This is a genomic window from Weissella paramesenteroides ATCC 33313 (assembly GCF_000160575.1).
Classification (GTDB): Bacteria; Bacillota; Bacilli; order Lactobacillales; family Lactobacillaceae; genus Weissella; species Weissella paramesenteroides.
In genome coordinates this window covers 37,491-63,154 of sequence record NZ_GG697133.1, presented here as the reverse complement: position 1 = coordinate 63,154, position 25,664 = coordinate 37,491, and the positions used below count along the sequence as shown (strand labels likewise).

The 25,664-nt window shown below is 37.9% G+C and carries 31 protein-coding genes and 1 pseudogene; 29 read left to right on the top strand and 3 right to left on the bottom strand.

Annotated elements, in window-relative coordinates; translation table 11 throughout:
• Nucleotides 1-6: 6 nt before the first annotated feature.
• The 11 genes and pseudogenes from HMPREF0877_RS08535 to HMPREF0877_RS10455 all read left to right on the top strand — a co-directional run bounded on the left by HMPREF0877_RS08535 (nucleotide 7) and on the right by HMPREF0877_RS10455 (nucleotide 7,956).
• A complete protein-coding gene (locus HMPREF0877_RS08535) occupies nucleotides 7-909 on the top strand; it encodes a sensor histidine kinase (RefSeq protein WP_050755329.1) in 903 nt (300 codons plus the stop codon).
• 126 nt (nucleotides 910-1,035) lie between these two features.
• On the top strand, nucleotides 1,036-1,980 hold the full coding sequence (locus HMPREF0877_RS08530; protein ID WP_040761108.1) for a GRP family sugar transporter: 945 nt from the start codon (nucleotides 1,036-1,038) through the stop codon (nucleotides 1,978-1,980).
• Nucleotides 1,981-2,194: 214 nt separating this feature from the next.
• Nucleotides 2,195-3,229 carry an aldose epimerase family protein gene (locus HMPREF0877_RS08525; RefSeq protein WP_002828939.1) on the top strand — a complete coding sequence of 345 codons (1,035 nt, stop codon included), beginning with the start codon at nucleotides 2,195-2,197 and terminating at the stop codon, nucleotides 3,227-3,229.
• 124 nt (nucleotides 3,230-3,353) lie between these two features.
• On the top strand, nucleotides 3,354-4,697 hold the full coding sequence (locus tag HMPREF0877_RS08520; protein ID WP_002828937.1) for a glucose-6-phosphate isomerase: 1,344 nt from the start codon (nucleotides 3,354-3,356) through the stop codon (nucleotides 4,695-4,697).
• A gap of 183 nt (nucleotides 4,698-4,880) precedes the next feature.
• Nucleotides 4,881-5,447, top strand: a complete 567-nt coding sequence (gene efp / locus HMPREF0877_RS08515; RefSeq protein WP_002828936.1) for an elongation factor P — start codon at nucleotides 4,881-4,883, stop codon at nucleotides 5,445-5,447.
• Between the two features lie 102 nt (nucleotides 5,448-5,549).
• The gene (locus tag HMPREF0877_RS08510) at nucleotides 5,550-5,984 is read left to right on the top strand and encodes an Asp23/Gls24 family envelope stress response protein (protein ID WP_002828935.1); all 435 of its coding nucleotides are present in this window, start codon (nucleotides 5,550-5,552) and stop codon (nucleotides 5,982-5,984) included.
• Nucleotides 5,984-6,403 (top strand): transcription antitermination factor NusB, encoded by a 420-nt coding sequence (gene nusB, locus HMPREF0877_RS08505; protein WP_002828934.1) that lies wholly within the window; start codon nucleotides 5,984-5,986, stop codon nucleotides 6,401-6,403. Before HMPREF0877_RS08510 ends, nusB begins: the two co-directional genes overlap by 1 nt.
• A gap of 175 nt (nucleotides 6,404-6,578) precedes the next feature.
• On the top strand, nucleotides 6,579-7,112 hold the full coding sequence (infC, locus tag HMPREF0877_RS08500) for a translation initiation factor IF-3 (protein WP_050755328.1): 534 nt from the start codon (nucleotides 6,579-6,581) through the stop codon (nucleotides 7,110-7,112).
• Between the two features lie 25 nt (nucleotides 7,113-7,137).
• Complete coding sequence (gene rpmI, locus HMPREF0877_RS08495; protein WP_002828932.1) at nucleotides 7,138-7,332, top strand: 50S ribosomal protein L35; 195 nt, start codon at nucleotides 7,138-7,140, stop codon at nucleotides 7,330-7,332.
• A 66-nt stretch (nucleotides 7,333-7,398) separates the two neighbouring features.
• A pseudogene (rplT, locus tag HMPREF0877_RS08490) lies at nucleotides 7,399-7,812 on the top strand (50S ribosomal protein L20); the annotation flags it as partial.
• Nucleotides 7,789-7,956, top strand: a complete 168-nt coding sequence (locus HMPREF0877_RS10455; RefSeq protein ID WP_258182385.1) for a HeH/LEM domain-containing protein — start codon at nucleotides 7,789-7,791, stop codon at nucleotides 7,954-7,956. The pseudogene rplT and the gene HMPREF0877_RS10455, both read left to right, overlap by 24 nt.
• A 44-nt stretch (nucleotides 7,957-8,000) precedes the next feature.
• On the opposite strand, the gene HMPREF0877_RS10145 is transcribed toward HMPREF0877_RS10455, so the two are convergent.
• Entirely contained in the window at nucleotides 8,001-8,393 is a 393-nt protein-coding gene (locus HMPREF0877_RS10145; RefSeq protein ID WP_002828930.1) for a hypothetical protein, read from the bottom strand.
• Between the two features lie 332 nt (nucleotides 8,394-8,725).
• On the opposite strand from HMPREF0877_RS10145, the gene rpsL reads away from it, so the two are divergent.
• The 8 genes from rpsL to HMPREF0877_RS08450 all read left to right on the top strand — a co-directional run bounded on the left by rpsL (nucleotide 8,726) and on the right by HMPREF0877_RS08450 (nucleotide 16,733).
• Nucleotides 8,726-9,148, top strand: a complete 423-nt coding sequence (rpsL, locus tag HMPREF0877_RS08485) for a 30S ribosomal protein S12 (RefSeq protein ID WP_002828929.1) — start codon at nucleotides 8,726-8,728, stop codon at nucleotides 9,146-9,148.
• 17 nt (nucleotides 9,149-9,165) lie between these two features.
• Nucleotides 9,166-9,636 (top strand): 30S ribosomal protein S7, encoded by a 471-nt coding sequence (rpsG, locus tag HMPREF0877_RS08480; RefSeq protein ID WP_002828928.1) that lies wholly within the window; start codon nucleotides 9,166-9,168, stop codon nucleotides 9,634-9,636.
• Nucleotides 9,637-9,768: 132 nt separating this feature from the next.
• Nucleotides 9,769-11,886, top strand: a complete 2,118-nt coding sequence (fusA, locus tag HMPREF0877_RS08475) for an elongation factor G (RefSeq protein ID WP_002828927.1) — start codon at nucleotides 9,769-9,771, stop codon at nucleotides 11,884-11,886.
• A 124-nt stretch (nucleotides 11,887-12,010) separates the two neighbouring features.
• Nucleotides 12,011-13,147 (top strand): ABC transporter ATP-binding protein, encoded by a 1,137-nt coding sequence (locus HMPREF0877_RS08470; RefSeq protein WP_002828926.1) that lies wholly within the window; start codon nucleotides 12,011-12,013, stop codon nucleotides 13,145-13,147.
• Nucleotides 13,137-13,955, top strand: a complete 819-nt coding sequence (locus tag HMPREF0877_RS08465) for an ABC transporter permease (protein ID WP_002828925.1) — start codon at nucleotides 13,137-13,139, stop codon at nucleotides 13,953-13,955. The genes HMPREF0877_RS08470 and HMPREF0877_RS08465 overlap by 11 nt, the downstream gene beginning before the upstream one ends.
• Nucleotides 13,945-14,769 carry an ABC transporter permease gene (locus HMPREF0877_RS08460; RefSeq protein WP_002828924.1) on the top strand — a complete coding sequence of 275 codons (825 nt, stop codon included), beginning with the start codon at nucleotides 13,945-13,947 and terminating at the stop codon, nucleotides 14,767-14,769. Before HMPREF0877_RS08465 ends, HMPREF0877_RS08460 begins: the two co-directional genes overlap by 11 nt.
• A complete protein-coding gene (locus tag HMPREF0877_RS08455) occupies nucleotides 14,769-15,860 on the top strand; it encodes an ABC transporter substrate-binding protein (protein ID WP_002828923.1) in 1,092 nt (363 codons plus the stop codon). The genes HMPREF0877_RS08460 and HMPREF0877_RS08455 overlap by 1 nt, the downstream gene beginning before the upstream one ends.
• A 96-nt stretch (nucleotides 15,861-15,956) precedes the next feature.
• Nucleotides 15,957-16,733 (top strand): peptidylprolyl isomerase, encoded by a 777-nt coding sequence (locus HMPREF0877_RS08450; RefSeq protein ID WP_040761099.1) that lies wholly within the window; start codon nucleotides 15,957-15,959, stop codon nucleotides 16,731-16,733.
• Nucleotides 16,734-16,839: 106 nt separating this feature from the next.
• On the opposite strand, the gene HMPREF0877_RS08445 is transcribed toward HMPREF0877_RS08450, so the two are convergent.
• Both HMPREF0877_RS08445 and HMPREF0877_RS08440 read right to left on the bottom strand, forming a co-directional pair.
• The gene (locus HMPREF0877_RS08445) at nucleotides 16,840-17,205 is read right to left on the bottom strand and encodes a hypothetical protein (protein ID WP_002828921.1); all 366 of its coding nucleotides are present in this window, start codon (nucleotides 17,203-17,205) and stop codon (nucleotides 16,840-16,842) included.
• 148 nt (nucleotides 17,206-17,353) lie between these two features.
• Nucleotides 17,354-17,803, bottom strand: a complete 450-nt coding sequence (locus tag HMPREF0877_RS08440) for a universal stress protein (protein WP_002828920.1) — start codon at nucleotides 17,801-17,803, stop codon at nucleotides 17,354-17,356.
• Between the two features lie 600 nt (nucleotides 17,804-18,403).
• Here HMPREF0877_RS08440 and HMPREF0877_RS08435 point away from each other — a divergent pair.
• The 10 genes from HMPREF0877_RS08435 to HMPREF0877_RS08390 all read left to right on the top strand — a co-directional run bounded on the left by HMPREF0877_RS08435 (nucleotide 18,404) and on the right by HMPREF0877_RS08390 (nucleotide 25,661).
• Complete coding sequence (locus tag HMPREF0877_RS08435) at nucleotides 18,404-18,574, top strand: type II toxin-antitoxin system RelB/DinJ family antitoxin (protein ID WP_002828919.1); 171 nt, start codon at nucleotides 18,404-18,406, stop codon at nucleotides 18,572-18,574.
• 149 nt (nucleotides 18,575-18,723) lie between these two features.
• Nucleotides 18,724-19,104, top strand: coding sequence for a phage holin family protein (locus HMPREF0877_RS08430; protein WP_002828918.1), 381 nt, complete (start codon nucleotides 18,724-18,726; stop codon nucleotides 19,102-19,104).
• A 19-nt stretch (nucleotides 19,105-19,123) separates the two neighbouring features.
• Nucleotides 19,124-20,053 (top strand): HPr(Ser) kinase/phosphatase, encoded by a 930-nt coding sequence (hprK, locus tag HMPREF0877_RS08425; protein WP_002828917.1) that lies wholly within the window; start codon nucleotides 19,124-19,126, stop codon nucleotides 20,051-20,053.
• Between the two features lie 107 nt (nucleotides 20,054-20,160).
• Entirely contained in the window at nucleotides 20,161-21,180 is a 1,020-nt protein-coding gene (locus tag HMPREF0877_RS08420) for an NAD(P)H-dependent glycerol-3-phosphate dehydrogenase (protein WP_002828916.1), read from the top strand.
• 7 nt (nucleotides 21,181-21,187) lie between these two features.
• On the top strand, nucleotides 21,188-22,063 hold the full coding sequence (gene galU, locus HMPREF0877_RS08415) for a UTP--glucose-1-phosphate uridylyltransferase GalU (protein WP_002828915.1): 876 nt from the start codon (nucleotides 21,188-21,190) through the stop codon (nucleotides 22,061-22,063).
• Nucleotides 22,064-22,232: 169 nt separating this feature from the next.
• Nucleotides 22,233-23,189, top strand: a complete 957-nt coding sequence (gene trxB, locus HMPREF0877_RS08410; protein ID WP_002828914.1) for a thioredoxin-disulfide reductase — start codon at nucleotides 22,233-22,235, stop codon at nucleotides 23,187-23,189.
• A 120-nt stretch (nucleotides 23,190-23,309) separates the two neighbouring features.
• On the top strand, nucleotides 23,310-23,924 hold the full coding sequence (locus HMPREF0877_RS08405) for a histidine phosphatase family protein (RefSeq protein ID WP_002828913.1): 615 nt from the start codon (nucleotides 23,310-23,312) through the stop codon (nucleotides 23,922-23,924).
• 95 nt (nucleotides 23,925-24,019) lie between these two features.
• Nucleotides 24,020-24,991, top strand: a complete 972-nt coding sequence (locus HMPREF0877_RS08400; protein WP_002828912.1) for a beta-ketoacyl-ACP synthase III — start codon at nucleotides 24,020-24,022, stop codon at nucleotides 24,989-24,991.
• Between the two features lie 32 nt (nucleotides 24,992-25,023).
• Nucleotides 25,024-25,209 carry a hypothetical protein gene (locus HMPREF0877_RS08395; RefSeq protein WP_002828911.1) on the top strand — a complete coding sequence of 62 codons (186 nt, stop codon included), beginning with the start codon at nucleotides 25,024-25,026 and terminating at the stop codon, nucleotides 25,207-25,209.
• Nucleotides 25,210-25,394: 185 nt separating this feature from the next.
• A complete protein-coding gene (locus HMPREF0877_RS08390) occupies nucleotides 25,395-25,661 on the top strand; it encodes a phosphocarrier protein HPr (RefSeq protein ID WP_002828910.1) in 267 nt (88 codons plus the stop codon).
• The last annotated feature ends 3 nt before the right edge of the window (nucleotides 25,662-25,664 follow it).

The window sequence follows — 25,664 nt, the reverse complement described above, 5'->3', positions numbered from 1 at the left end:
GAGCAAATGAAAAAAGGGCGCATTGAAAAATTGTTAATTATATTAATTCTGATGTTTGTATTGGCGACTTTGTTGATATTGTGCCATTTGAATGAATTGATCACCATTTTAGTATTAACTCTGATAACGGCGATTGGCGTTTATGGTCTAATCTTGCTTAAAAAACAAGTTAGTTTATTAGGAAAACAACAGCATGAGATAAAGTTTTTAAAAAACAAAATTGTTGCACAGCGTGATGAAGAAGCGGCAATGTTGTCAAATGCTTCACACGAAATGCGGACACCGCTTACAACGATTGCAGGTATTGCTGAAGGCTTGCAATATGGCGTTATCAGTCCAGATGAACAACAACATTCTTATGATTTAATCAAAGAAGAAGCAGATCGATTGACAAGGTTAATTAAGTCAACGCTCTCATATGAGCGATTACGACAACAACAACTAGACAACCGACCTGAACAATTTAGTGTTGTTTCAGTTATTCGACGTCAAATTGAACAATTGACTAAGCAGGCTGAGTCAGTTGGTGATGAGATTCAAGATTTGACCGAACAAGACGTAATCGTTTATGCAGATCCAGATCAAGTTGCACAAATTTTAACGAATATCTTAGCTAATGCCATCCAATTTACAACAAATGGCATTATTACGGTGGCAGTTGATGAGATAGCCGGACAAGCACATATTGTCATTTCGGACACTGGGATAGGAATGACTGAAGACCAGTTAGGTAAAATTTGGCAGCGATACTATAAGGCTGATCCATCACGTACGAAACGCGGTGAATCTGGGTTGGGGATGGCGATTGTCAAACAACTAGTTAGTGCCAATCATGGTGAGATAAAAGTGTCATCTAAGTTAGGAATTGGCACAACTTTTGAAATTCTATTACCATCAAAAATTAATTAATAACTCATTTTACATTTGATTCAAAAATATATCATAAAAATGATAACGGATACATTGTTTTTGAAGATTTACTATGTTATCATTCAATGTTGTGAATATTTTTTGAATAATTGTGAAGGAGATATTATGTCAATTTTAATTGCATTGATTCCGGCATTGGCGTGGGGATCAGTGGGCTTAGTTACCACAAAGATGGGTGGTACGGCTGCTCAAGGAACATTAGGAATGACTTTTGGATCATTAGTCTTTGGTTTATTGACCCTATGTGTTTTTGTTATTCCAAATTCCGGCATGTCGTTTGCTTTTAATCCACGTATTTGGTTAGTTGGTTTCGTTTCTGGAATTTTTTGGGCGGTTGGAACTGCAGGTCAATTTGTTGGTTATAAAAAATTAGGTGTTTCAATTGGGCAACCATTGTCAACTGCAGGTCAAATTATTGGTAATGCATTATTGGCCGCTATTGTGTTGGGAGAATGGCAGACTGGGCATATGTGGTTGTTTGGAACAATCGCTATCATTGCCGTCGGTTTGGGTGCTGTTTTGACAGCATTGCCAGATTCAGCACAACCAGGTACAGCGTCTGCTAATCATGAAGCAAAAAGCGGTGCAATTGCTATCCTAATTTCAACATTAGGATATATGTTGTATTTTATTTTTCCTAATTTACTCAATAAAGTTGGGTATATTACTGATCATGTACATAATCAAAACAAAGGTTTGGACTACATGACGGCGATTGTTGGTCCACAATCAATTGGACAAGTTCTAGGCGCATTAGTGATTGTTATCTTCTTTATGAAAGAGGGTAAGACAATGTTTGAAAAAGGAACTTGGCGTAATATGGTAACTGGTTTAGTTTGGGGACTTGGAAATGTCTTCATGTTTATCTCAGCTGCCAATCCAAATGTTGGTCAAGCAATTGCTGCAACCTTATCACAAACGGGTGTTATCGTAGGTACATTTGGTGCAATTTTCTTACTAAAAGAGAAGAAAACACCACGTCAAATGGTGTATATTGCAATTGGATCAGTTTTGGTAGTTGTTGGTGCAATTTTAATTGCAAAATTATAATTTCATATGTTTAACAAAACAATCTAAGATTAGTTCTAGAAAGAATTTAAAACAAATTCTTTCTAGAACTTTTTGTTTATTTTATGATGAGGTTATAATCGTTATGAAAACGGTTTATTTATATCCAGTTGCGTGCAAAATAATGTGTTAAAATACAAGTATATTGGAATTTTATAGATGGATATTTTAGGGGAATTGAAAAGAGGGAACGATAATGACAGTAACTGTTCATGAAATTGGTAAGATGCCAAATGGCGAAATTGCAGAGCAAATTGTGATTGAAAATAAAAATGGTCATAAAATTGGTGTGACAAATTGGGGTGCTACATGGCAATTCTTTAAAACAAATGATAATCAAGATTTGATGGTTGGATTACATACGACTGACAAATTATGGGAACAAGCATATTCAGTTGGGGACGTTATTGGTCGCGTAGGTAACCGTATTACAGGCGCAAAATTTACGTTGAATGGTAAGACTTATCATTTGAAAGATAATGAATTAGGTAATGCGTTGCACGGTGGTAAAGATAATTTCTCAAATCGGATGTGGGATTATACGATTGATCAGGCGACAAATTCAGTAACATTTACAACCACGATGACTGAAGAAATTGATCATTTCCCTGGTACAATGCCAACATCAGTTACTTATACATTTTCTGATGATGATGAAGTGTCTTTGACTTTCTCTGCCGAATCAGACGAAGATACTTTATTTAATCCAACTAGCCATGGATACTTCAATCCAGCTGGTATTGACACTGATGCTCGTGATTTGAATTTGCAAATTCATTCACAACGTCGTTTGGAATTACGTCCAGAAGATACAACACCAACTGGAAACTTCCTAGATAATGCAAATACACCATTTGATTTTAACGAACCAACTAGAATTGGTGATAATTTGGCTAAGTTAGATGGTCCATATGATGTGAAATTTGATAATGCTTTTGAAATCAATCAAGTTGCTGGTCGTCCGGCTGCAGTGGTGTCAGATCCTAAGTCTGGCCGTAGTATTGAGGTTTATTCAGACAGAAATGCTATTATCTTCTTTATTGCAGATCCAGAAGTTGCTTATCATGAAGGTGATCGTGAGTGGTTTGACAAGCATCCATATAATGCAATTGCGTTGGAAGCACAGACATTGTCAGATGCGATTAATCATGAAGGATTTGGGGATATTGTTTTGCCTGCAGGTAAGAAACAAACTTATCGCACGGTTTATAAGTTCAAGAATTTAGATTAAGCTAAAATATTGTGTAAAAGATTACATGGAAACACTTTCATTTTTTACTAGGAAAAGCTATAATTGGTCTATACCGCATATAAAAAATAGTAATATAACGATATAGAGGAAGAAGGATTTAATTATGACCACATTATCATTTGATACTTCAAAGTTGGCTTCTTTTGTGGGAGAAGAAGAGTTATCAATGATGCAACCAATGGTTAGTGTTGCAGATGAGTTGTTACGTCAGGGAACTGGTGTTGGTGCAGAGTACACAGACTGGCTGCACCTACCAACAGAATATGACAAAGATGAATTTGCTCGAATTCAAGCAGCTGCTAAGAAAATTCAGAGTGATTCAAAAGTGCTTGTTGTTGTTGGAATTGGTGGATCATATTTAGGTGCGCGTGCAGCTAATGATTTCCTTAATGATTATTTTGCTAACTATTATCGTGATGAAGATCGTGACTTCCCACAAGTTTTGTTTGCTGGTAATTCAATTGCGCCAGCATACTTGAATAGCTTAATCAAGTTAATTGGTGATCGTGATTTCTCTGTTAACATTATCTCAAAGTCTGGTACCACGACAGAACCAGCGATTGCTTTCCGTGTATTTAAGCAATTGTTAGAAGACAAGTATGGCGTTGAAGGTGCCCGTGAGCGTATCTATGCAACGACGGATGCTGCCCGGGGATCTTTGAAGACCTTAGCGGATGAAGAAGGTTACGAAGAATTTGTTGTGCCAGATGGTGTTGGTGGGCGTTTCTCAGTACTAACAGCAGTTGGATTGTTGCCAATTGCCGTTGGTGGTGGCGATATTGAACAATTGATGGCCGGAGCGGCAGCTGGTGAAAAGGCGTACGCAGATGCTGATTTATCAAAAAACCCAGCTTACCAGTATGCAGCCTACCGTAATATTTTGTACCGTAAAGGCTATACAACGGAATTATTGATTAATTATGATCCAACTTTGACACAATTTGGTGAGTGGTGGAAGCAATTGCAAGGAGAGTCAGAGGGTAAGGATGGCAAGGGAATCTTCCCAGCATCTGGAAACTTCTCTACTGATTTGCATAGTTTTGGACAATATATTCAAGACGGTCGTCGCAATTTGTTTGAAACGTTGATTCGTGTCACAGAACCAGTCACTGACGTAACCATTCCAACGATGGATGCTGATGATGGCTTGGGTTATTTGCAAGGAAAGCAAATGAGCTATGTTAATCGCACGGCTTCTGAAGGAACTATGCTTGCCCACGTTGATGGTGGCGTACCTAACATGATTGTTGAGATTGATAAGCAAAATGAATTTGCTTTGGGGCAAATGATTTATTTCTTTGAGGTCGCTGTTGGTATTTCAGGTTATTTGAATGGTATTAATCCGTTCAATCAACCGGGAGTCGAGGCATACAAGCGCAATATGTTTGGTTTGCTTGGTAAGCCAGGATACGAAGAATTGACAGAATCATTACAAGCACGTTTGTAATTCTTGAAAATAGAAGTTTAAAAATCGAAGCAGGGTTGTTTCGGTTTTTTTGATTGGTGTGTAATTTTTTTTGACGAACAAAGAATTAAAAAACATTCTGTTAAAAATATATATAAAACTGGTTTTTAGCGAAGAAAACTGATAATATAATTCAGAAAGACATAAATTTAGGAGAATTCAATCATGGCAACTATTGGTATGAATGACTTGAAAACTGGTTTAACAATTTTGTATAACCAATCAATCTGGCGCGTTTTGGAATTCCAACACGTTAAGCCAGGTAAAGGTGCAGCCTTTGTGCGTTCAAAGTTGAAGAACTTACGTACAGGTGCAGTAAACGAAGTAACTTTCCGTCCTGGTGATAAGTTTGAAACGGCAAACATTGACCAAACGGATATGCAATATTTGTATGCTGATGGTGATCAACATGTATTCATGGATAATGAAACATATGAGCAAATTTCTATTCCAGCAGACAAAATCGCTGATGCATTGAAGTTTTTGCTAGAAAACATGAGCGTTAAGATTACAACTTATAATGGTGAAATCTTAGATGTCGAACTACCTAAGACTGTTGAACTTACAGTTAAGGAAACACAACCAGGTATCAAGGGTGCAACTGCTAATGGTGGTGGTAAGCCCGCAACGATGGAAACTGGTTTGGTTATCATCGTGCCTGACTTCATTAATGAAGGTGACAAGCTTGTTGTTAATACTGACAATGGTGGATCATATACTTCACGTGCCTAGTCTTTACTGGCAAAATTGGGTATAATTAACTATATCAATTGAGAAAGCGCCGACCGGCAGCCGGCCGGCGCTTTCAAACTATCTTAGGGAGGTTAGTTCCGTATGGCAGAGGAGACAATCGTATTAACACACTCAAGTGAGGCTTCTGGTGAAACATTAGTTAGTATGCGCGTGTTAGAGATTATCGCAGGTTTAGCTGCACAAGAAGTCGAAGGCGTTTCTCGTTTATCTGGTTCATTATCTGAACGTGCGCAAGAGGCGTTTGGTCGACGTGTCCATGGTAAGGGTGTCGCATTACAGCAAACTGCAGATGGCTTAACTGTGGATGTATACGTATACCTTAACTATGGTGTGAGCGTACCGAAAGTATCTCATGCAATTCAGCAACGAGTAACCTCACAGGTTGCAGCAATGACAGAATTACAAGTGAACCTCGTTAATGTTCACGTACAAGGTGTTGTTTCACAAAAAATCACTAGTTCTGTTGATGTTAACAATTTGTTTGGTGAAGAATCAGACACGGAAGGAACCAAATAATGACCGAACTAAATCGACACCAAATTCGTCAAGCAGCGTTCCAATCACTTTTTGGGTTAGCTTTAAATCCAACAGCAGATGTTGATACGACAATTACCCAAGTTTTAGTAGGCGATCCTGAAATTGCTTGGGAAGATGAAATACCAGCAGATTTAACTTCAGTTGTCTTAGGAGTTGTAGCTAAACAAGATGAGTTGGATTTAATGATTACAGATCATTTATCATCAGATTGGACATTGGATCGTTTAAATACAACTGATTTAGTTTTGATGCGTTTAGCTTTGTATGAAGCAAAATTTACGGATGTGCCGGCTAAAATTGCGGTTAATGAGGCTTTACAATTAGCCCATGATTTTACTGATGATAAGTCGCGTAAATTTATCAACGGTATTCTAAACAAGTCCTTGACTTTAAATTAGCCCAGTGTATAATTAATATTTGTTAGGAAATAAAGTAATGGCATACCCGCTATTCACCTAGTTAAGATTACTTATCAGGTTAATCATTTTATCGTAAAGATGATAGATGGCGGGTTGTCGTGTGTAACGGCAAGCCGCTTTTACTTTATCGCAAGTTTTTTCGGAGGTAAGGATCATAGCAAACGCACGCCAACCACAACAACAAAAAGATTTAATCAATGATCGCATTCGTGCTCGTGAAGTTCGTCTGATTACTGATGACGGTGACCAAGGTGTCATGTCAACAGCAGATGCACAACGCCTTGCTGACGATGCGGATTTGGATTTGGTATTGGTGCAAGCCAACGCGAAACCACCTGTAGCAAAGATTATGAACTATGGTAAGTTCAAATTTGAAGCTCAGAAAAAGCAACGTGAGCAACGAAAGAATCAAAAAGTTGTCAATATTAAAGAAATTCGTCTTAGCCCAACTATTGATGTTAATGACTTTAATACCAAAAAGAACAATGCAATCAAGTTCTTAAATAAGGGTAATAAAGTTAAAGTGTCAATTCGTTTCCGCGGACGTGCTATCACACACAAGGAAATTGGGCGTGAAGTAATGAACCGTATGGCAATGGATCTTGAAGAAATCGCAAAGGTGGAATCAAGAGCTAAGATGGAAGGGCGCAGCATGTTTATGGTGCTTGCACCCAAAGAGACTAAGTAATTAAACCAGTTTGGAGGACATATCAATGCCTAAGTATAAGACACACCGCGCTTCAGCAAAGCGTTTCAAGAAGACTGCTAATGGTGGGTTGAAGTCAGCTAACGCCTATACGTCACACCGTTTCCACGGTAAGACTAAGAAGCAACGTCGTCAATTGCGTGGAACTTCAATGATGAACCACACAACTTTGAAGACATATACGCACTTGTTGAGCCGTTAATTATTAATTTTTAATAATTATAACTGGTTCCGAATAAAAAATTAGAAATTACTGGAGGAAATACCCATGCGAGTTAAGGGTGGTAACGTTACGCGTTCACGTCGTAAGAAGATGATCAAGTTGGCCAAGGGTTACCGTGGTCAACGTCATATCAACTACAAAGTTGCTAAGCAACAAGTTTGGAAGTCATGGTTCTATGCATTCCGTGACCGTAAGCAAACAAAGCGCAACTTCCGTAAGTTGTGGATTGCACGTATTAATGCTGGTGCACGTATGAACGGTTTGTCATACTCACGTTTCATGAACGGTTTGTCATTGATGGGTTCAACTTTGAACCGTAAGATGTTGGCAGAATTAGCTGTTTCAGACTTTGAAGCTTTCTCAGCTTTGGTTGAATCAGCAAAGAAGGCTTTGGCTGACAACGGTCAAGTTGTTGCAGAGAAGTCAGCTGCTACTTTGGAAAAGGGTGTTGTTATCAACGCTGCTGCACCAAAAGCTGCATCAAAGTCTGTTTCAAAGCCAACTGATAAGAACACTGTTGCTGAAATTAAGGCATACTTGTCAGAAAACGGTATTGAATTTGCTTCTTCAGCAAAGAAGGCTGACTTGTTAGCATTGGTTTAATGCTTAGTAAGTAATAAAACGCTATGATATTAATCATGGCGTTTTTATTTTATCCAAATTTGCTGTACTAAGAACACGATATATCCCATGGTGATGGCCGGGATAAATGCAATCATTTGTTTGTGAGTCAGTAAATGAAAAAATAATTGGCAAGCGCAGGCAATTGTACAAATAAACCAAAATTGTTGAAACGTAACATATAAACTTAAGGTTGCTAAAACATCTAAATCGCCATTGCCAATAAAGCGTTCACCACTAAGTATATTAATTACCAAACAAAGACAATAAATTGAAAATAATAACCAGATAGGGGTGCGGTAAAATAAAGCACCAAATAGTAATGGTAGGATCAACCATAAGCTATTAATATATTGATGACAGACGTCTTGGTAAGAAAGAGTTAATAATGTCGTTAATAGTAATAAGTCAAAAAACATCAGTGTATATTCCTTTTTCTAAATTAATTAGAAATAAAGACACTATAAAACCTATATTTAGCAAAAATGACACGCCCGGTATTGTTTGCAAACTAAAAGCCAATCTATCAACGTTTTTATGTGATAAAAGGGTTGCATAAGGAACGAAATGGTGTTATATTATTAATTGTGCTTTTAGTTAGCAGGGTGTTTGCGGTTACGCGACGTGCTGAACTCGTAAACGAGAAGTACCAAATAAAGTCTATTTGCCAGTACTGTTGTCTAATAAATGACACGCCTGGAAATGTGGACTAACTACTATAAAAAGAAAAATTGAAAGGGGACTCTTCGAAATGCCTACAATTAACCAATTGGTTCGTAAGCCTCGTAAGTCACAGAGCACAAAGTCAAAGTCACCTGCTTTGAACTTTGGTTATAACTCACAATCAAAGAAGGCCACTCATGTTTCTTCACCACAAAAGCGTGGTGTTGCTACCCGTGTTGGTACTATGACTCCTAAGAAGCCTAACTCAGCTTTGCGTAAGTACGCCCGTGTACGTTTGTCAAACTTGATTGAGGTTACTGCATATATTCCAGGTATTGGACACAACCTTCAAGAACACTCAGTTGTTTTGATCCGTGGTGGTCGTGTTAAGGACTTGCCTGGAGTTCGTTACCACATTATCCGTGGTGCACTAGATACTGCTGGTGTTGACGGTCGTATGCAATCACGTTCTAAGTACGGTGCAAAGCGCCCTAAGAACAAGAAAAAATAATCAGGGAGGACTAAATAATGCCACGTAAGAGTTACACTAAGCAGGCTGAAGTTCTGCCAGATCCAATTTACAACTCAAAGCTTGTTTCACGTTTAATCAATCGCTTGATGCTTGATGGTAAGCGTGGAACTGCTTCAACAATTTTATACGATGCTTTTGATCGTATTAAGGAAGTTACTGGTAACGAACCATTAGCTGTCTTTGAAGAAGCATTGAACAATATTATGCCCGTATTGGAAGTTAAAGCACGCCGTATCGGTGGTTCTAACTACCAAGTTCCTGTCGAAGTTCGTCCAGAGCGTCGTGTGACATTGGGATTGCGCTGGTTGGTGCAATACTCACGTGCCCGCGGTGAGCACACTATGGAAGAACGTTTGGCGAAGGAAATTATGGATGCTGCTAACAATACTGGTGCATCTGTTAAGAAGCGTGAAGACACACACAAGATGGCTGAAGCCAACCGTGCCTTCGCACACTACCGTTGGTAATATTCCAATTTTGTGGCTGCAGTCAAATGACAGTAGCCACTTTTGGTGTATTTAAGGTATAATAAAAGTAGACAACCAAACATTTAACCAATTACAAAATTAAATGTTAAGAAACTCAAGGAGAATTTACTCATGGCTAACAAGCGTGAATACCCTTTGCTACGTACTCGTAACATTGGAATCATGGCCCACATCGACGCTGGTAAGACAACGACGACAGAGCGTATTTTGTACTACACTGGTAAGATTCACAAAATTGGTGAAACGCACGATGGTGCCTCACAAATGGACTTTATGGATCAAGAAAAGGAACGTGGAATCACGATCCAATCTGCCGCAACTACTGCTGTTTGGCATGGTTTCTATGACCAATTTAAGAATGATCCATACCGTGTTAACATCATTGACACACCAGGTCACGTGGACTTTACTATTGAAGTTGAGCGTTCACTACGTGTGCTTGATGGTGCCGTAGCCGTTTTGGATGGTGCCGCTGGTGTTGAGCCACAAACTGAAACAGTTTGGCGTCAAGCTGAGACTTATCAAGTACCACGTATTGTGTTCGTTAATAAGATGGACAAGCTAGGTGCTGATTTTGGTATGTCTGTTGACTCATTGAAGGAACGTTTGGATGCAAACGCAAAAGCTATCCAATGGCCAATTGGTGCAGAAGATGACTTTGCTGGTGTCATTGACTTGATTGAAAAGAAGGCAATGTATCCAACTACTGAACTTGGTGAGGAATGGGAAGAACGTGAAATCCCAGCTGAATACACAGACTTAGTAGAGGAAAAGTACAACGAATTGGTTGAAGCTATTGCTGATGTTGATGATGAAATCATGGACAAGTACTTGGAAGGTGAAGAAATCACTGAAGCCGAGTTAAAGGCAGCTATTCGTCGTGCAACAATCTCACTACAATTCTACCCAGTTCTTGCAGGTTCAGCCTACAAGGATAAGGGTGTTCAAATGATGTTGGACGCGGTTGTTGATTACTTGCCATCTCCATTGGATGTTAAGCCATATGTTGCTAACGATCCAGAGACGGGTGAAGAAATTGACTTGATTGCGAACGACGAAGATCCATTCGCTGCTTTGGCTTTCAAGGTTATGACTGATCCATTCGTTGGTCGTTTGACATTCTTGCGTGTATATACTGGATCATTGGAGTCAGGTTCATACATTATGAACACTTCAAAGGGTAAGCGTGAGCGTGTTGGTCGTTTGCTACAAATGCACGCAACTGACCGTAAAGAGATCCCTGAGGTATTCTCAGGTGATATCGCTGCTGCCATTGGTTTGAAGGATACGACTACTGGAGATTCTTTGACTTCACCAGATCGTCAATTGATTTTGGAGTCAATGGAGTTCCCTGACCCAGTTATTCAATTAGCCGTTGAGCCTAAGACTAAGGCAGACCAAGCAAAGATGACTGTTGCTTTGCAAAAGCTTGCTGAAGAAGATCCATCATTCCGTGCAGAAACGAATCAAGAAACTGGTGACACTTTGATTTCTGGAATGGGTGAGCTTCACTTAGATATTATTGTTGACCGTATGAAGCGTGAGTTCCACGTTGATGTTACTGTTGGTGCACCACAAGTTGCTTACCGTGAAGCATTTACAAAGACTGTTCAAGCTCGTGGATACTTCAAGCGTCAATCAGGTGGTAAGGGACAATATGGTGATGTTTGGATTGAGTTCGCACCAAACGAAGAAGGTGCTGGATTCGAATTCGAAGATGCCATCGTTGGTGGTGTTGTTCCTCGTGAATACATCCCTTCAGTTGAAGCTGGTTTGAAGGATTCATTGAACAATGGTCCTTTGGCTGGATTCCCATTGGTTGATTTGAAGGCAAAGTTGTATGATGGTTCATACCACGATGTCGACTCATCTGAAGCTGCCTTCAAGATTGCTGCTTCATTGGCACTACGTGAAGCTGCAAAGACCGCTGGTGCTGTTATTTTGGAGCCTATCATGAAGGTTGACATTGTTGTTCCTGAGGATAACTTGGGTGATGCAATGGGTCACGTTTCAGCTCGTCGTGGTTTGCTTGAAGGTCAAGAACAACGTGGTAAGCAAATGTTGATCCATGCTAAGGTTCCGCTATCAGAAATGTTTGGATATGCAACTACTTTGCGTTCAGCTACGCAAGGTCGTGGAACATTCCAAATGTCATTTGATCACTATGAAGCAGTTCCTAAGAACGTTCAAGAAGATATCATTGCTAAGTATGGGGAGTCAAATGACTAAACTTAGTTTTTAGATATGTATATAAAGAAGATGTTGATTATTAAATCAACATCTTCTTTTTTTAATTGTAAGTGCCTATCTTTCGTTATCGACTATTTTTTGATAAATTTGTATAATTAAGGTTATGCAAAGAAAGGTGGTACTGATAGTGGCACAACCAATTATCGAATTTAAAAATGTTGCCAAACAATATGATGATAATATTGTTTTAAAGTCAGTAGATTTAGAAATAGAGGCTGGCAAATTTTATACTTTATTAGGACCATCAGGGTCTGGTAAAACAACTATCTTACGTCTTATCGCAGGATTTTTGGAAGCGACTTCAGGAGATATTTTATTTGAGGGTAAACGGATGAATGATTTACCGCCTGAAAAACGTCGCGTAAATACTGTTTTTCAAAATTATGCACTATTTCCGAATATGAACGTCTTTGATAACGTTGCATTTGGCATGTCAATTAAAGGCATCAATAAAGGTGATATAAAAGCCAAAGTTTCTGAAATGTTGGCGCTCGTAAAGTTAGATGGTTTTGAGGACCGAGAAATATCTGAGTTATCTGGTGGACAGCAACAACGAGTCGCAATTGCTAGAGCACTAGCAAATGACCCAGAAGTCCTATTATTGGATGAGCCGCTATCGGCATTAGACTACAAATTACGTAAGGATATGCAATATGAATTACGTGAAATACAAAAAAGATTAGGCATCACTTTTATTTTTGTAACGCATGATCAGGAAGAAGCCTTGGCAATGTCGGACTGGATTTTTGTTACGAATGATGGTGAGATTGTCCAAAACGGTACACCAGTGGATATTTATGATGAGCCAATTAATCACTTTGTTGCAGATTTTATTGGTGAATCAAATATTTTACCAGGTGTCATGCGAAAAGATTATTTGGTATCATTTGCGGGTAAAGAGTTTGAAAATGTTGATGGTGGTATGCGACCAAATGAGCAAGTTGAAGTTGTCCTGCGACCTGAAGACTTAGATTTGGTAGCGGTTGACAAAGGTAAATTAGTTGTTACCATTGATGATCAATCGTTCCGAGGAGATTATTACGAAATCACAGCTCATGATGATGATCAAAATGACTGGCAAATTCAAGCAACAAACCCAGCAGTTATCGGGGAAAGACGTGGGTTATTCTTTGATCCAGAAGATATTCATATTATGCGGTTAAATGAATCTGAGGAAGATTTCGATGCACGTATGGAAGAGTATGAGGATTCAGAGGAGGATGGTTTGCATGAATCGTAATCATACATTTAGTTATACAATCCCTTACTTCTTGTGGTTGGGATTGTTTGTTATTGCGCCAGTTATCCTACTTGTTATTCAGTCATTTGGTAATCTATCTGGACACTTTACGTTAGCAAATTATGAGGCTTATTTTAGTTCGGGTACATACTTACGCATGACCTTTAATTCGGTGTTTTTTGCATTCGTCGTTACGGTCATAACGCTATTAATCAGTTATCCAATGGCTTATATTATGAGCAGATTAAAGCATGCACAATTTTGGTTATTACTGGTGATTTTACCCACGTGGGTTAACTTATTATTAAAAGCCTATGCATTTATTGGTTTATTTTCTAAAACTGGCACAGTCAATAATTTTTTAACTTTAATTGGTATTGGTCCACAACAGATTATGTTTACTGATGCATCGTTTTTGATTGTGGCAGCGTATATTGAAATTCCGTTTATGATAATGCCTATTTTTAATTCCCTTGTTGAGCTGGATCAAAGTTATATTAATGCTGCCCGTGATCTTGGTGCAAATTCATGGCAAACGTTAGTCAGGGTCATTTTTCCTATGTCAATGGGTGGTGTTAAAGCTGGTATTCAGGCTGTATTTATTCCAACGCTATCATTATTCATGATTACACGATTGATTGGTGGTAACCGTGTCATTACACTAGGAACGGCAATTGAGGAACATTTCTTAGTCACACAAAATTGGGGCATGGGCTCGACAATTGGTGTTATTCTTATTCTTGCAATGGGACTAACGATGTTATTGACCAGAGATCATAAAAAGAAAGGGGCAAAACATGGCAAGTAAATCAAAAAAATGGGCTAATCTCTATTTGGTTTTTGTATTTATTTTAATGTACGCACCAATCTTTTATTTAATCTTTTATTCGTTCAATAAAGGTGACTTTATGACCGATTTTTCAGGATTTTCATGGCGTCATTATGTCGATATGTTTGCTGACACACGGTTGATGCAAATATTGGTCAACACATTCATTGTTGCGTTGTTATCTGCTTTGATTGCGACTTTGATTGGTCTTTTTGGTGCGTTAGGAATTTATAATACAAAACGGCAAAGTGTTAAAAATATACTACTGTCATTGAATAATATTTTGATGGTTTCACCAGATGTTATTATTGGTGCAAGTTTTTTGATCTTCTTTACAATAGTGGGATTAAAATTAGGTTTTGGGTCAGTAGTTCTGTCACATATTGCTTTTTCAATTCCAATAGTTGTTTTGATGGTCTTACCAAAACTAAATGAGATGAATCCTGCATTGGTAGATGCAGCTCGTGATTTAGGGGCGAATAATTATCAAGTCTTGTCTCGCGTTGTTTTGCCTTATGCTTGGCCTGGTATTTTATCAGGTTTCTTTATGGCAATCACTTATTCCTTAGATGATTTTGCAGTTACCTTTTTCGTTACAGGTAATGGTTTCTCAACGCTATCAGTTGAAATTTACTCGCGTGCACGACAGGGAATTGATTTATCAATTAACGCAATGTCAGCGCTTATGTTTTTACTATCTTTGATTTTAGTAATTATCTATTACTTTATTTCAAATTATAGTTCAAAAAATGGTAAGAAAAAGCGTGGTGCAAGAATGGTGGTGCATCAGTAATGAAAAGAATTATTTGGTTATCAGGGGTTATCTTAGTAGCTGTATTATTACTTTTTGGTATTAATCTAGGTTTTCAGCATTCTGAAAATTCAAGTACTAGTGCAAAAGGTACAGGCAACAAAAAACTCACTATATACAATTGGGGTGACTATATTGACCCATCTTTGATAAAAGAATTTCAAAAAGAAACGGGTTATAAAGTTGATTATGAAACATTTGACTCTAATGAAGCAATGTTTACAAAAATTCAACAAGGAGGTACGCACTATGATTTAGCGGTTCCTTCTGATTATATGATTCAAAAAATGAAATCAGCCAATTTGCTCGTACCATTAGATCATAGTAAGTTAACTGGATTGAAAAATTATGATAAACAATTTATGAATCAATCGTTTGATCCAGGTAATAAATACTCAATACCTTATTTTTGGGGCACATTGGGAATCGTTTATAACGATAAATATATTAAACCTGGCGAGATAAAGACTTGGAATGATTTATGGCGACCAAAGTATAAGAAAAGTATTATGTTGATTGATTCATCCCGTGACGTTATGGGAATGGCTTTAGCTTCGAGCGGGCAATCTGTTAATACAAAAAGTATTCCTGAGTTAGCAGCTGCTAAAGGAAAGCTAGATACATTGATGCCTAACGTTAAGGCAATTGTTGCTGATGAGATTAAGATGTATATGGCTCAGAATGAAGCGCCATTAGCGGTTGATTACTCTGGAGATGCCTCTGAGATGATAGCCGAAAATAAGCATTTACATTATATTGTTCCCAGTGATGGTGGTAACTTGTGGTTTGATAATATTGTCATGCCTAAAACTGTTACCAATAAGCGAGCAGCGTATGCTTTTCTCAATTTTATGAGTGAGCCAAAGCATGCAGAACAAAATGCTGAATATGTTGGTTATGCAACTCCTAATAAAGAGGCGGTAAAATTATTGCCACGTTCAATCAAAAATAATAAAGCTTGGTATCCTTCAAAAAAGACTTTGTCACATTTAGAAGTTTATAAAGATTTAGGACCATCTTGGGTAGGCACATATAATGATTATTTCTTAGAATTTAAGATGACAAGTCGCTAATTTAAGTGATTATTTTATCTTTAGGCTAAGCAAAAAATTATACAATGGTTCATAATATTTATGCTTTAGTGTTAATAAAGAATGGGAGTTAACAAAATGAAGAAGGGTCGATCAGAAATGATTGTTGCTAGCGTAGTAGTTGTCGTCGTTCTAGCTGTCATTGGCATTGCGTTTCTATCATCGCATTCTAACCAGCAGTCAACCACTCAGACGAAACAGACGTTGTCAAAAAAAGAATTAAATAAACAACCGTTACCACAACTTTCGAACGCAGTTCATAAGAATGAAACGGTTGTTGAAATAAAAACGACGGTCGGTAATGTTAAGGTGAAATTATTTAATAAATACGCACCACTTGCGGTAAAGAATTTTGTGAAACATGCAGAGACAGGATATTACAATAACACAATTTTCCATCGTGTCATTAATGATTTTATGATACAAGGTGGTGATCCTACTGGTACAGGAATTGGTGGTTCGTCAATTTGGAAAAATAAAAATTCAAAAATTGATTCTGGCTCAGGGTTTAAGAATGAAATTTCGGCATCTTTGTATAATATCAGAGGGGCATTATCAATGGCTAATGCTGGTGCAGATACAAATGGCTCACAATTTTTTATCAACCAAAATCATGAAAATGTCGCTTCGCAATTAAAGAAGAAAAATTATCCAGATAAAATTATTAAAGCATATCAAAAGGGTGGCAATCCCTCACTTGATGGCAACTATACAGTATTTGGACAGGTTATTAGTGGTATGGATGTGGTAGATAAAATTGCTAGTGCTGAAGTTAAGGATAATGCGGATGGTTCTGAAAAATCTGCACCTGTGAATCCGGTTAAAATTTTAAGTACAACTGTTATTAAAAAATAGTTTGATGTGGCAATATAATAAAACAACGTCATCAGAATGCAATTTGATTCTTGATGACGTTGTTTTATTATACTTATTTGTGACTGTGATTTTTAAAACGAGGTGGCTACTTCACATAGTCCTTTTGTTTCGAATCAGAGTAAGCCATCGCAGTGTTGGTAACAATTAATTGGAAATAATTATCAAAACCGGGTTGATTATAACTGCGTAATAAGCCAGCAAAATCAGCCGGTGACCACTCAGAAACACTAATTGCACCATCTTGATATTGCAAAGAGTGAGCAATCGATGAGGTGCTTTCAACTAAGTAAAAAGTGTCATTCGTATCTAAATATAGTAATTGTAATTTAATGTTTCGGTTTGCACCCAATGCAGTCGTTGAAGTTAAGAAGGGATCCTCCAACCAACGTTTGCTAAGGTGTCCGTGTCGAAATTTGTGAATTGTTTCTAGTGTATTGCCTATAATTTTCATAATTCTTCCTCTACTTTGATATTGATTAGAAATATAAAATTATTATAACCTAACTTTAATAAAAATACATTGAATTCTATTGTATATAGGTATAATGAGCATCCGCAGATAATAAAAATACCAACCACAGGGTGGCTGGTATTTATTTTTACTGCACAATTAAAATATCTGCTTTAGCATTTTGAACAACAAAAGTCGTAACTGAACCAACCAGTAGTCGTTCCAGCGTGTTTAATCCAGATTTACCTAACATAATTAGACCAGTGTCATGGTCTTTAGGAAAGTCGCGAGCAATAACGGTTTTTGGCGATCCAAAACGAACGTGGATGTTAACTTCTTTAGCACCTTGCTTACGTGCAATTTCTGCGTACTTAGATAACTTTTCTTCTGCATCCTGCACTAGTTGGTAAACAACGTCACCAGAAATTGACATACCGGCTAATCCTGAAATTGAATTGGTATCAATGACGTACAATAAATCTAAAACGGTTTGGTTACGTACCGCAACAGCAGCAGCCTTTTCAACTATGGCCTCAGAAATTTTTGAACCATCAATTGGTGCCAAAATATTCTTGTATGCAATTTTGTCCTCTGCCATGGAAGTCACCATCCTTATAAATTAGTTATTAATTACATAAAATTCTTTATATGCTTATATTATATACCTAATAACACTTTATTGTAAGCGCCATCTTAAATTTTAGCTTAGTAATGATACATGTATGCGTTATGTATAGTTGAAAAATTATAGTCTATTTTAAATAAAAAGATTGTTTGATGGTAGTCATTGTGCTATAATTATTTTTATGCGATGAGTCGAGAGGATCTTAAATGATCTTTGATAAACGGCCCTCATTAACAGTCGTATTACTGGAGGGTGTAAAGCAAGTTGTGGAACTTGCTTTACTGCACATGACTACCTTTAGGGTTACCTAATGGGTGTACGTTGACTGGTGGGTAACCATCACGTGAGCTAAGACGCGTCAATCTTAGCAATGCCAAATGAAACACACTGTCATTATTTGACAGTGTGTTTTTTTGTCGAAAAACCAATCTAGAGAAAATATTGTTATGTAAGTCATGCATTTTGAATAACATGTATTTTAAAAATATGTTTGGTTAAGTTATTTTCTGTAAAATGGTATATAATAATGAGTGAGTTGGATATATCTTTTAGGATACAGGGGGGACGTATCACATGGAAAAATTAATTCAAATTCGGGTTGAAGAAGAAGTACGCAATGCAGCAGATACAGTATTTAAAGAAAACGGGTTAACGACACAGCAAGCCGTTAAGATGTTTTTGACTCAGGTGGCACATAGTGGGGAGTCACCATTCAATGATCTATTTCGGGCAAAGCACAAATAAGTTTATTAATAGATTCTGATAATACTAGAAATGGACGCGTCCGTTTCTGGTTTTTATTTATCACAATTAAGTATATAAATTACCGAACATTTAGCCAAATATTAGCCTAATTTTGATATACTGGTGCTAAGAATAACTGGAGGAAATAGATGAAGACAGTTACTTTTAAAAATTTCTCATTTTGGCAACGAATTATTATTAATACAGTTATGTTATTAGCAATGGCGGGACTATTTAGAAATGGTCTCTATATTAAAAATATTTGGACAGCAATACTGGCTGCTGTGATCCTAGGAATTTTAAATGCCTTGGTGAAGCCATTCTTACAATTACTTGCTTTGCCACTAACTATTCTATCATTTGGCTTGTTTGGGCTAGTTATAAACGGCGTTGTATTGTGGCTGACGGCTTGGGTCGTTGGTGACGGGTTCAGATTTGCTAGTTTTGGTTGGGCAATGTTTATTGCTATTGTGATGTCCGTGGTTAACATGATAATTTCTAGTTACTTTAGTAAAAATGATAATCAATAATTAAGACAGGTAGTAGAAAATGGCAAAAGAATTAACAGTAAAAGATTTATTGGATAATACTCGCCTAAAAATTGTAGCAGGTGAGGAATACCTAGATCGCAAGATTACAACCCCAGATATTTCAAGACCCGGTCTTGAAATGACAGGTTATTTTAATTATTATGCACCTGAGCGAATTCAGTTGATGGGAATTACTGAAACTTCATTTGCTCATCGAATGAATCATTCAGAATTATTATTGATTGCAAGAAAGATGATGCAACCAAATACGCCAACCTTTGTTGTGTCAACGGGTCGAAAATTACCGGAAGAGTTCATGCAATCTGCAAAGGAAAATCATATTCCGGTATTGGCAACGGAATTAACATCTTCAAAAATATTAGCTAATATGACTTATTTCTTAAGTGGTGGATTAGCGGAACGTCAATCTGTACATGGTGTTTTAGTTGATATTTATGGGTTAGGTGTGTTAATTACTGGTGATTCAGGTGTTGGAAAGTCAGAAACAGCATTGGAATTAGTACAACGAGGACATCGATTGATTGCTGATGATCGTGTTGATGTTTATGCACAAGATGAGGAACGCTTAGTTGGAGAACCGCCTGCAATTTTGCGCAATTTGATGGAATTACGTGGTGTAGGGATCATTGATGTGATGGACTTGTTTGGCGCTGGTGCGGTCCGCTCACACGCGACAATTGCTTTTAATCTACATCTTGCTAAATGGCATGATGATCAAAAAGTGGATCGTTTAGGTAATGGTGAAGAAGTTATTACGATTCAAGGCGTTGATTTACCACGTTTTGTTTTGCCTGTTCAAGCTGGACGAAATTTGGCGGTGCTTATTGAAACGGCAGCCAAAAATTTCCGGGCTAAGCAAATGGGATTTGATGCAACAGAAACCTTTAATAACAACTTAAATAGTTTGATTGCCGAAAACTCAAAATAGGCTAGTAACGTTGTTCTGTAGCGATCCATTCATGATAAGATTGCTAAGATATTAGAATATGGTATTATTATGATATTGGCGCTCATGCAATAAAAAGGAGGAATCTCGTGAGTAACGAAATTATTGCAGTTTTAGGTGCTGGATCGTGGGGAACCGCACTGGCAAATGTTGCTGCTGAAAATGGGCATGACGTTCGTTTATGGAGTCATCGAGCATCACAAGTTGCCGAAATTAATGAAACGCATCGAAATACAAAATATTTGGGTGATAATCCATTAAATGAAGGGGTTGTTGGTGTCGCAGATATGCAAGCTGCAGTCCAGGATGCTGATATTGTATTAAGTGTTGTGCCAACTAAGGCGACACGAGAGGTTGCAAAGCAATTAGTTGCAGCCCTTAAAAACTTAGATCAAAGTATCATTCTAATGGCTGCAACCAAGGGATTAGAACCAGGGACATACAAACGTGTATCAGAAATGCTAGCCGAAGAAGTACCAGCTAAGTATTTACGTGGACTTGGTGTGATTTCAGGACCTTCACATGCTGAAGGAGTTATTACACATGACCCAACCTTGGTTACAGCAGTTAGTACAGACGTGGCAGTTGCTGAAAAGGTCCAACATGCATTAAGTAATCAGGTGTTCCGTGTTTACACCAATACTGATATGATCGGATCAGAAATCGGTGGCGCATTGAAGAACGTGATTGCCATTGGGGCAGGAGCACTGGAAAGTCTTGGGTATGACGCTAATGCTAAAGCAGCATTGTTCACCCGTGGCTTAGCAGAAATCAGTCGTTTAGGACAGGCTTTTGGAGCTAATCCAATTACTTTTATGGGATTGTCTGGTGTGGGGGACTTATTTGCCACAGCTACCTCGGTACATTCTCGAAACTATCGAGCTGGTGTCCAATTAGGTGAAGGTAAGAAATTAGCAGATATTATTGAACATATGGGAATGGTTATTGAGGGGATTTCAACAACCAAAGTTGCCCATGAATTAGCACAAAAGAAACATGTTGAGATGCCAATTACGTCAGCGATTTATCGCGTACTTTACGAAAATCAAGATGTTAAAGAAGCTATTCAAACATTAATGGGACGTCCAGTCTCACAAGAAGGGAAGTAAATTAATCATGAAACCAGTACGTAAAGCAATCATTCCAGCCGCAGGATTAGGAACTCGTTTTTTGCCTGCCACAAAGGCATTAGCAAAGGAAATGCTACCAATTGTTGATAAGCCAACTATCCAATTCATTATTGAAGAAGCTTTGGCTTCAGGAATTGAAGATATTGTGATCGTTGACGGTAAGTCAAAGCGTTCAATCGAGGATCATTTTGATTCAAATCCTGAATTGGAAAACAATTTACGTGAAAAAGGTAAGGATGAGTTACTAAAGCTTGTTCAAGAGACAACTGATATTAACTTGTACTTTATTCGTCAATCTCATCCACGTGGCTTAGGGGATGCTGTGTTGACCGCAAAATCATTCATTGGCGACGAACCATTCGTTGTAATGCTAGGTGATGATTTGATGAGTGATGAGGTGCCTTTGACAAAGCAATTGATTGATCGCTACAACACAACTGGTGAGTCAACGCTGGCCGTGATGCAAGTACCACATGATCAAGTTTCTGAGTATGGTGTGATTGCACCTGAAAAGGAAGTTGAACCTGGACTACACCAGGTTAATACTTTCGTTGAGAAGCCAAAGCCAGAAGATGCACCATCTAATTTGGCAATTATTGGTCGTTATCTATTAACACCCGAAATTTTTGAGGAATTAGAGAATACTAAGCCAGGTAAGGGAAACGAAATTCAATTAACTGATGCCATTGATTCATTGAACAAGCGTCAACACGTTTATGCTCATGAATTTAAGGGTAGCCGTTATGATATTGGATCAAAGATTGGTTTCTTAACAACTAATATTGAATTTGGGCTAAAGCACCCACAAACGTCTGAAGATTTGAAGGCATATATCAAGGAATTAGCTGCTAAGCTAGATTAGTCATTGATGAACTCACAAAAACTGCAAGTGTTTCGGTATCTATCGGGCTTGCAGTTTTTTGTTTACAAAAAGTAAGTTAAAAAACTTGCTTTCTAATTAAAAGAATGTAAAATGTAGTAGATAGTCAATATGAGTTTGATAAGCAAGTACTTGAAGGGGAGGTGTTGTTATGACCCAACACTATGACACAATAATTTTGGGTGCAGGTCCTGGTGGTATGACGGCAGCGACTTATGCTTCACGTGCAAATCTGTCGGTACTAATGATTGATCGAGGGATATATGGTGGCCAGATGAATAACACGGCTGAGGTAGAAAACTATCCTGGTTTTAGTAGTGTATTAGGTCCAGACTTGGCTGAAAAAATGTATCAGTCTTCAACACAATTCGGTGCTGAGTATGCTTTTGGAACAGTGTTACATGTTCAAGCACAAGAGGATGGCTCATGGCGCGTTGTTACTGATATGGACGAATATACAACTAACACAGTTATCGTGGCGACTGGTTCCGATTACAAGAAATTAGCCGTACCTGGTGAAGACCAATATTCAGGACGAGGTGTATCTTATTGTGCTGTCTGTGATGGTGCGTTTTTCCGTGGACAACATGTCATCGTTGTTGGTGGTGGTGACTCTGCAGTTGAAGAAGCAACCTATTTAGCTGGGTTAGCAGATAAGGTTACTGTTTTCCATCGTCGTGACAAGTTGAGAGCACAGCAAATTTTGCAAGAACGTGCATTTGCCAATGAAAAGATTGAGTTCGTTTGGAATACTGAAGTTGAAGAAATTTTAGGTGATGATAAAAAGGTTACAGGGGTCCGAGTACACAATAATGTAACTGATGAAGTTTATACGGTTGATGCTGCAGGTGTATTCATCTATGTTGGTGTCTTACCAGTTTCTGATGTTGTTGCTGATTTGGGTATTACAAATGATCAAGGTTGGATCAAAACAAATGAGCGGATGGAAACATCATTGCCAGGTATTTATGCACTTGGTGACGTTCGTGAAAAAGAATTACGTCAAATCACGACAGCCGTTGGGGATGCAGCAATCGCTGGACAAAACGTCTTTTCATACAATGAAAATTTCAAACTACAACAGCAGAAAAAGATAGCGGAAGCATAAGATAAAATTTATTTTTGATGCTTCATGCATAGTAAAATGCGGTTTATAGGCTGAGTTAGAGAAATTCTGGCTCGGCCTCTTTTTTAACTTACATGGTAAGAAGATAACAGAGGGTAACATATGACAACTTTTTATTTTGTACGTCATGGACAGACGGCAGCTAACGCAGCGGGTTTGAAACAAGGACAAATTAATTCTGCTATGACACGATTGAATGACAAAGGTAAATTACAAGTTCGCCAATTAGCGGATCATTTTGATATTAGCTTTGCAGATTTGTTAATAAGTAGTCCGTTGCACAGAACCATGCAAACGGCAGATATCCTTAATAATTCGGCTGGTATTCCTATGCAACAGGATCAACGTTTATTAGAAATTTCGTATGGTGAATGGGATGGACAAAAAAATCAGCAACTTGAAATGCAATTTCCGGATGTCTTTAATCCTGTTTTACACGATGTGACCGCAAATTATACGAAATATGCCACGGCAGGTGAAACATTTGCACAGGTTGTTGAAAGAGTTAACCTATTTTTGAATGAAACAAGCTTGCAGCATCCAAATGAACAAATAATTGTTGTTACGCATGGTTTTACGATTAAGGCGATATTAATGGCTACTTTTGGCATAAACCATGTAACTAGCAATATACCTGAACCAGATAATGCCAGCGTGACTAAACTGACCCAAACTTCTGATGGCAACCGATATTTACATTATTTCAATCGAAATTAGTTATGAAATATTTTTTTTTAGTAAAATATTAATGTCTTTTTGTGGTTAGCATGCGTATAATATCTTTTGAATAGAAATTAGGAGGAGAGCAAAGCATGGCGCAAGGCGTAAAAATTGTTGCTTCATCTCATTATGTGCCGCAAGACATTGTGACTAATGATAATTTAGCTACAATCATGGATACAAATGATGAATGGATTCAAGCACATACGGGTATAAAGACTCGGCATGTTTCATTGCGAGGAGAAAATACTTCGGACTTAGCCACTAAGGCAGCGCAACAAGCACTCGCTCAAACATCACTTACACCAGCTGAGATTGGGTTAATAATTGTAACAACATTTACACCAGACGGATTGGCACCATCGACATCAGCCCTGGTACAAAAAAATATACAGGCAGAGAATGCATGGGCGTATGACATTTCCACAGCATGTGCGGGATTTATCTTTGGTTTAAGTACCGCAGATAAATTTTTAAAGGCCGGTACCGCAAAGTATGCGTTAGTTATATCTGCTGAAGTTAATTCAAAAATGATGGACTTTAAAGACCGTGCCTCTTCAGTATTTTTTGGGGATGGTGCGGGAGCGTTCATATTGGAAGCTAGTGAACAATCACTACTAGTGGCAGAAGAAATGCATACGATTGGTAATGCGGAGGTGGTGCATTCAGGACGTATTCAACCGCTACATGAACTTTCTGCAGATAACTATCCGAAAACCGAAGCCTTTCATCAGGAAGGACGGCAAGTTTTTAGTGAAGTTGAACGTTTGATTCCTGATCATATTATCAACTTTTTAAAGAAAAATGATGTGACACCATCGGATGTTGATTATTTCATACCACACCAAGCTAATTTAAGAATAATTGAAATGATTGCTAAAAAATTAGAACAGCCTATGGAAAAATTTGTGACAAATGTTACGAAATATGGAAACACATCGTCGGCTGGTATTGCAATGGGCTTAGATGAATTGCGACACAATAAGCAACTAGCTGGTAAGAAAGTGTTGTTAACTGGATTTGGTGCGGGATTTACATATGGAAGTATATTGTGCCAATTTTAATTATCGCTGTATAATGTAATTGAGGAGGCAGAATGGATTATAGTCAGATATTAGATCAACTAAGATCAGGCGAATTAGATGAATTTGTGGTAACTGCAAAAGAGTTTTCTGATTTTTATGTTGTATGGCGAGATTATCCCTATCAGAATGCAATTAGGGGCACTGCCGAACGTGGTGGTATAATTACATATACAGCAAAAGATGACGAAGCATCATAGAATAAAATTTATAGCTTAACGATAACAAATTATATTTTATGAAAAAAATATGTAAGCGCTTGCGAATATGTCTTATACCTGATAAAATGAATGTATGAAGGTTGGTTAAAATTGATTGTAGAAAGCATAATTTAACTTAACCCAAAGTAAAAGAATAATATTTAAATTTAGAGGAGATTATCACCATGGAATCACGCGAATTTCACATTGTAGCCGAAACTGGTATTCACGCTCGCCCAGCAACTTTGTTGGTACAAGCAGCTTCAAAGTTCTCATCAAACGTTACACTATCATACCAAGGTAAGGACGTTAACTTGAAGTCAATCATGGGTGTTATGTCACTAGGTGTTGGTCAAAACGCAGATGTTAAGATTTCTGCTGAAGGTGATGACGAAGCAGACGCTTTGGCAGCCATTGCAGAAACAATGTCAGCAGAAGGTTTGACGGACTAGTTT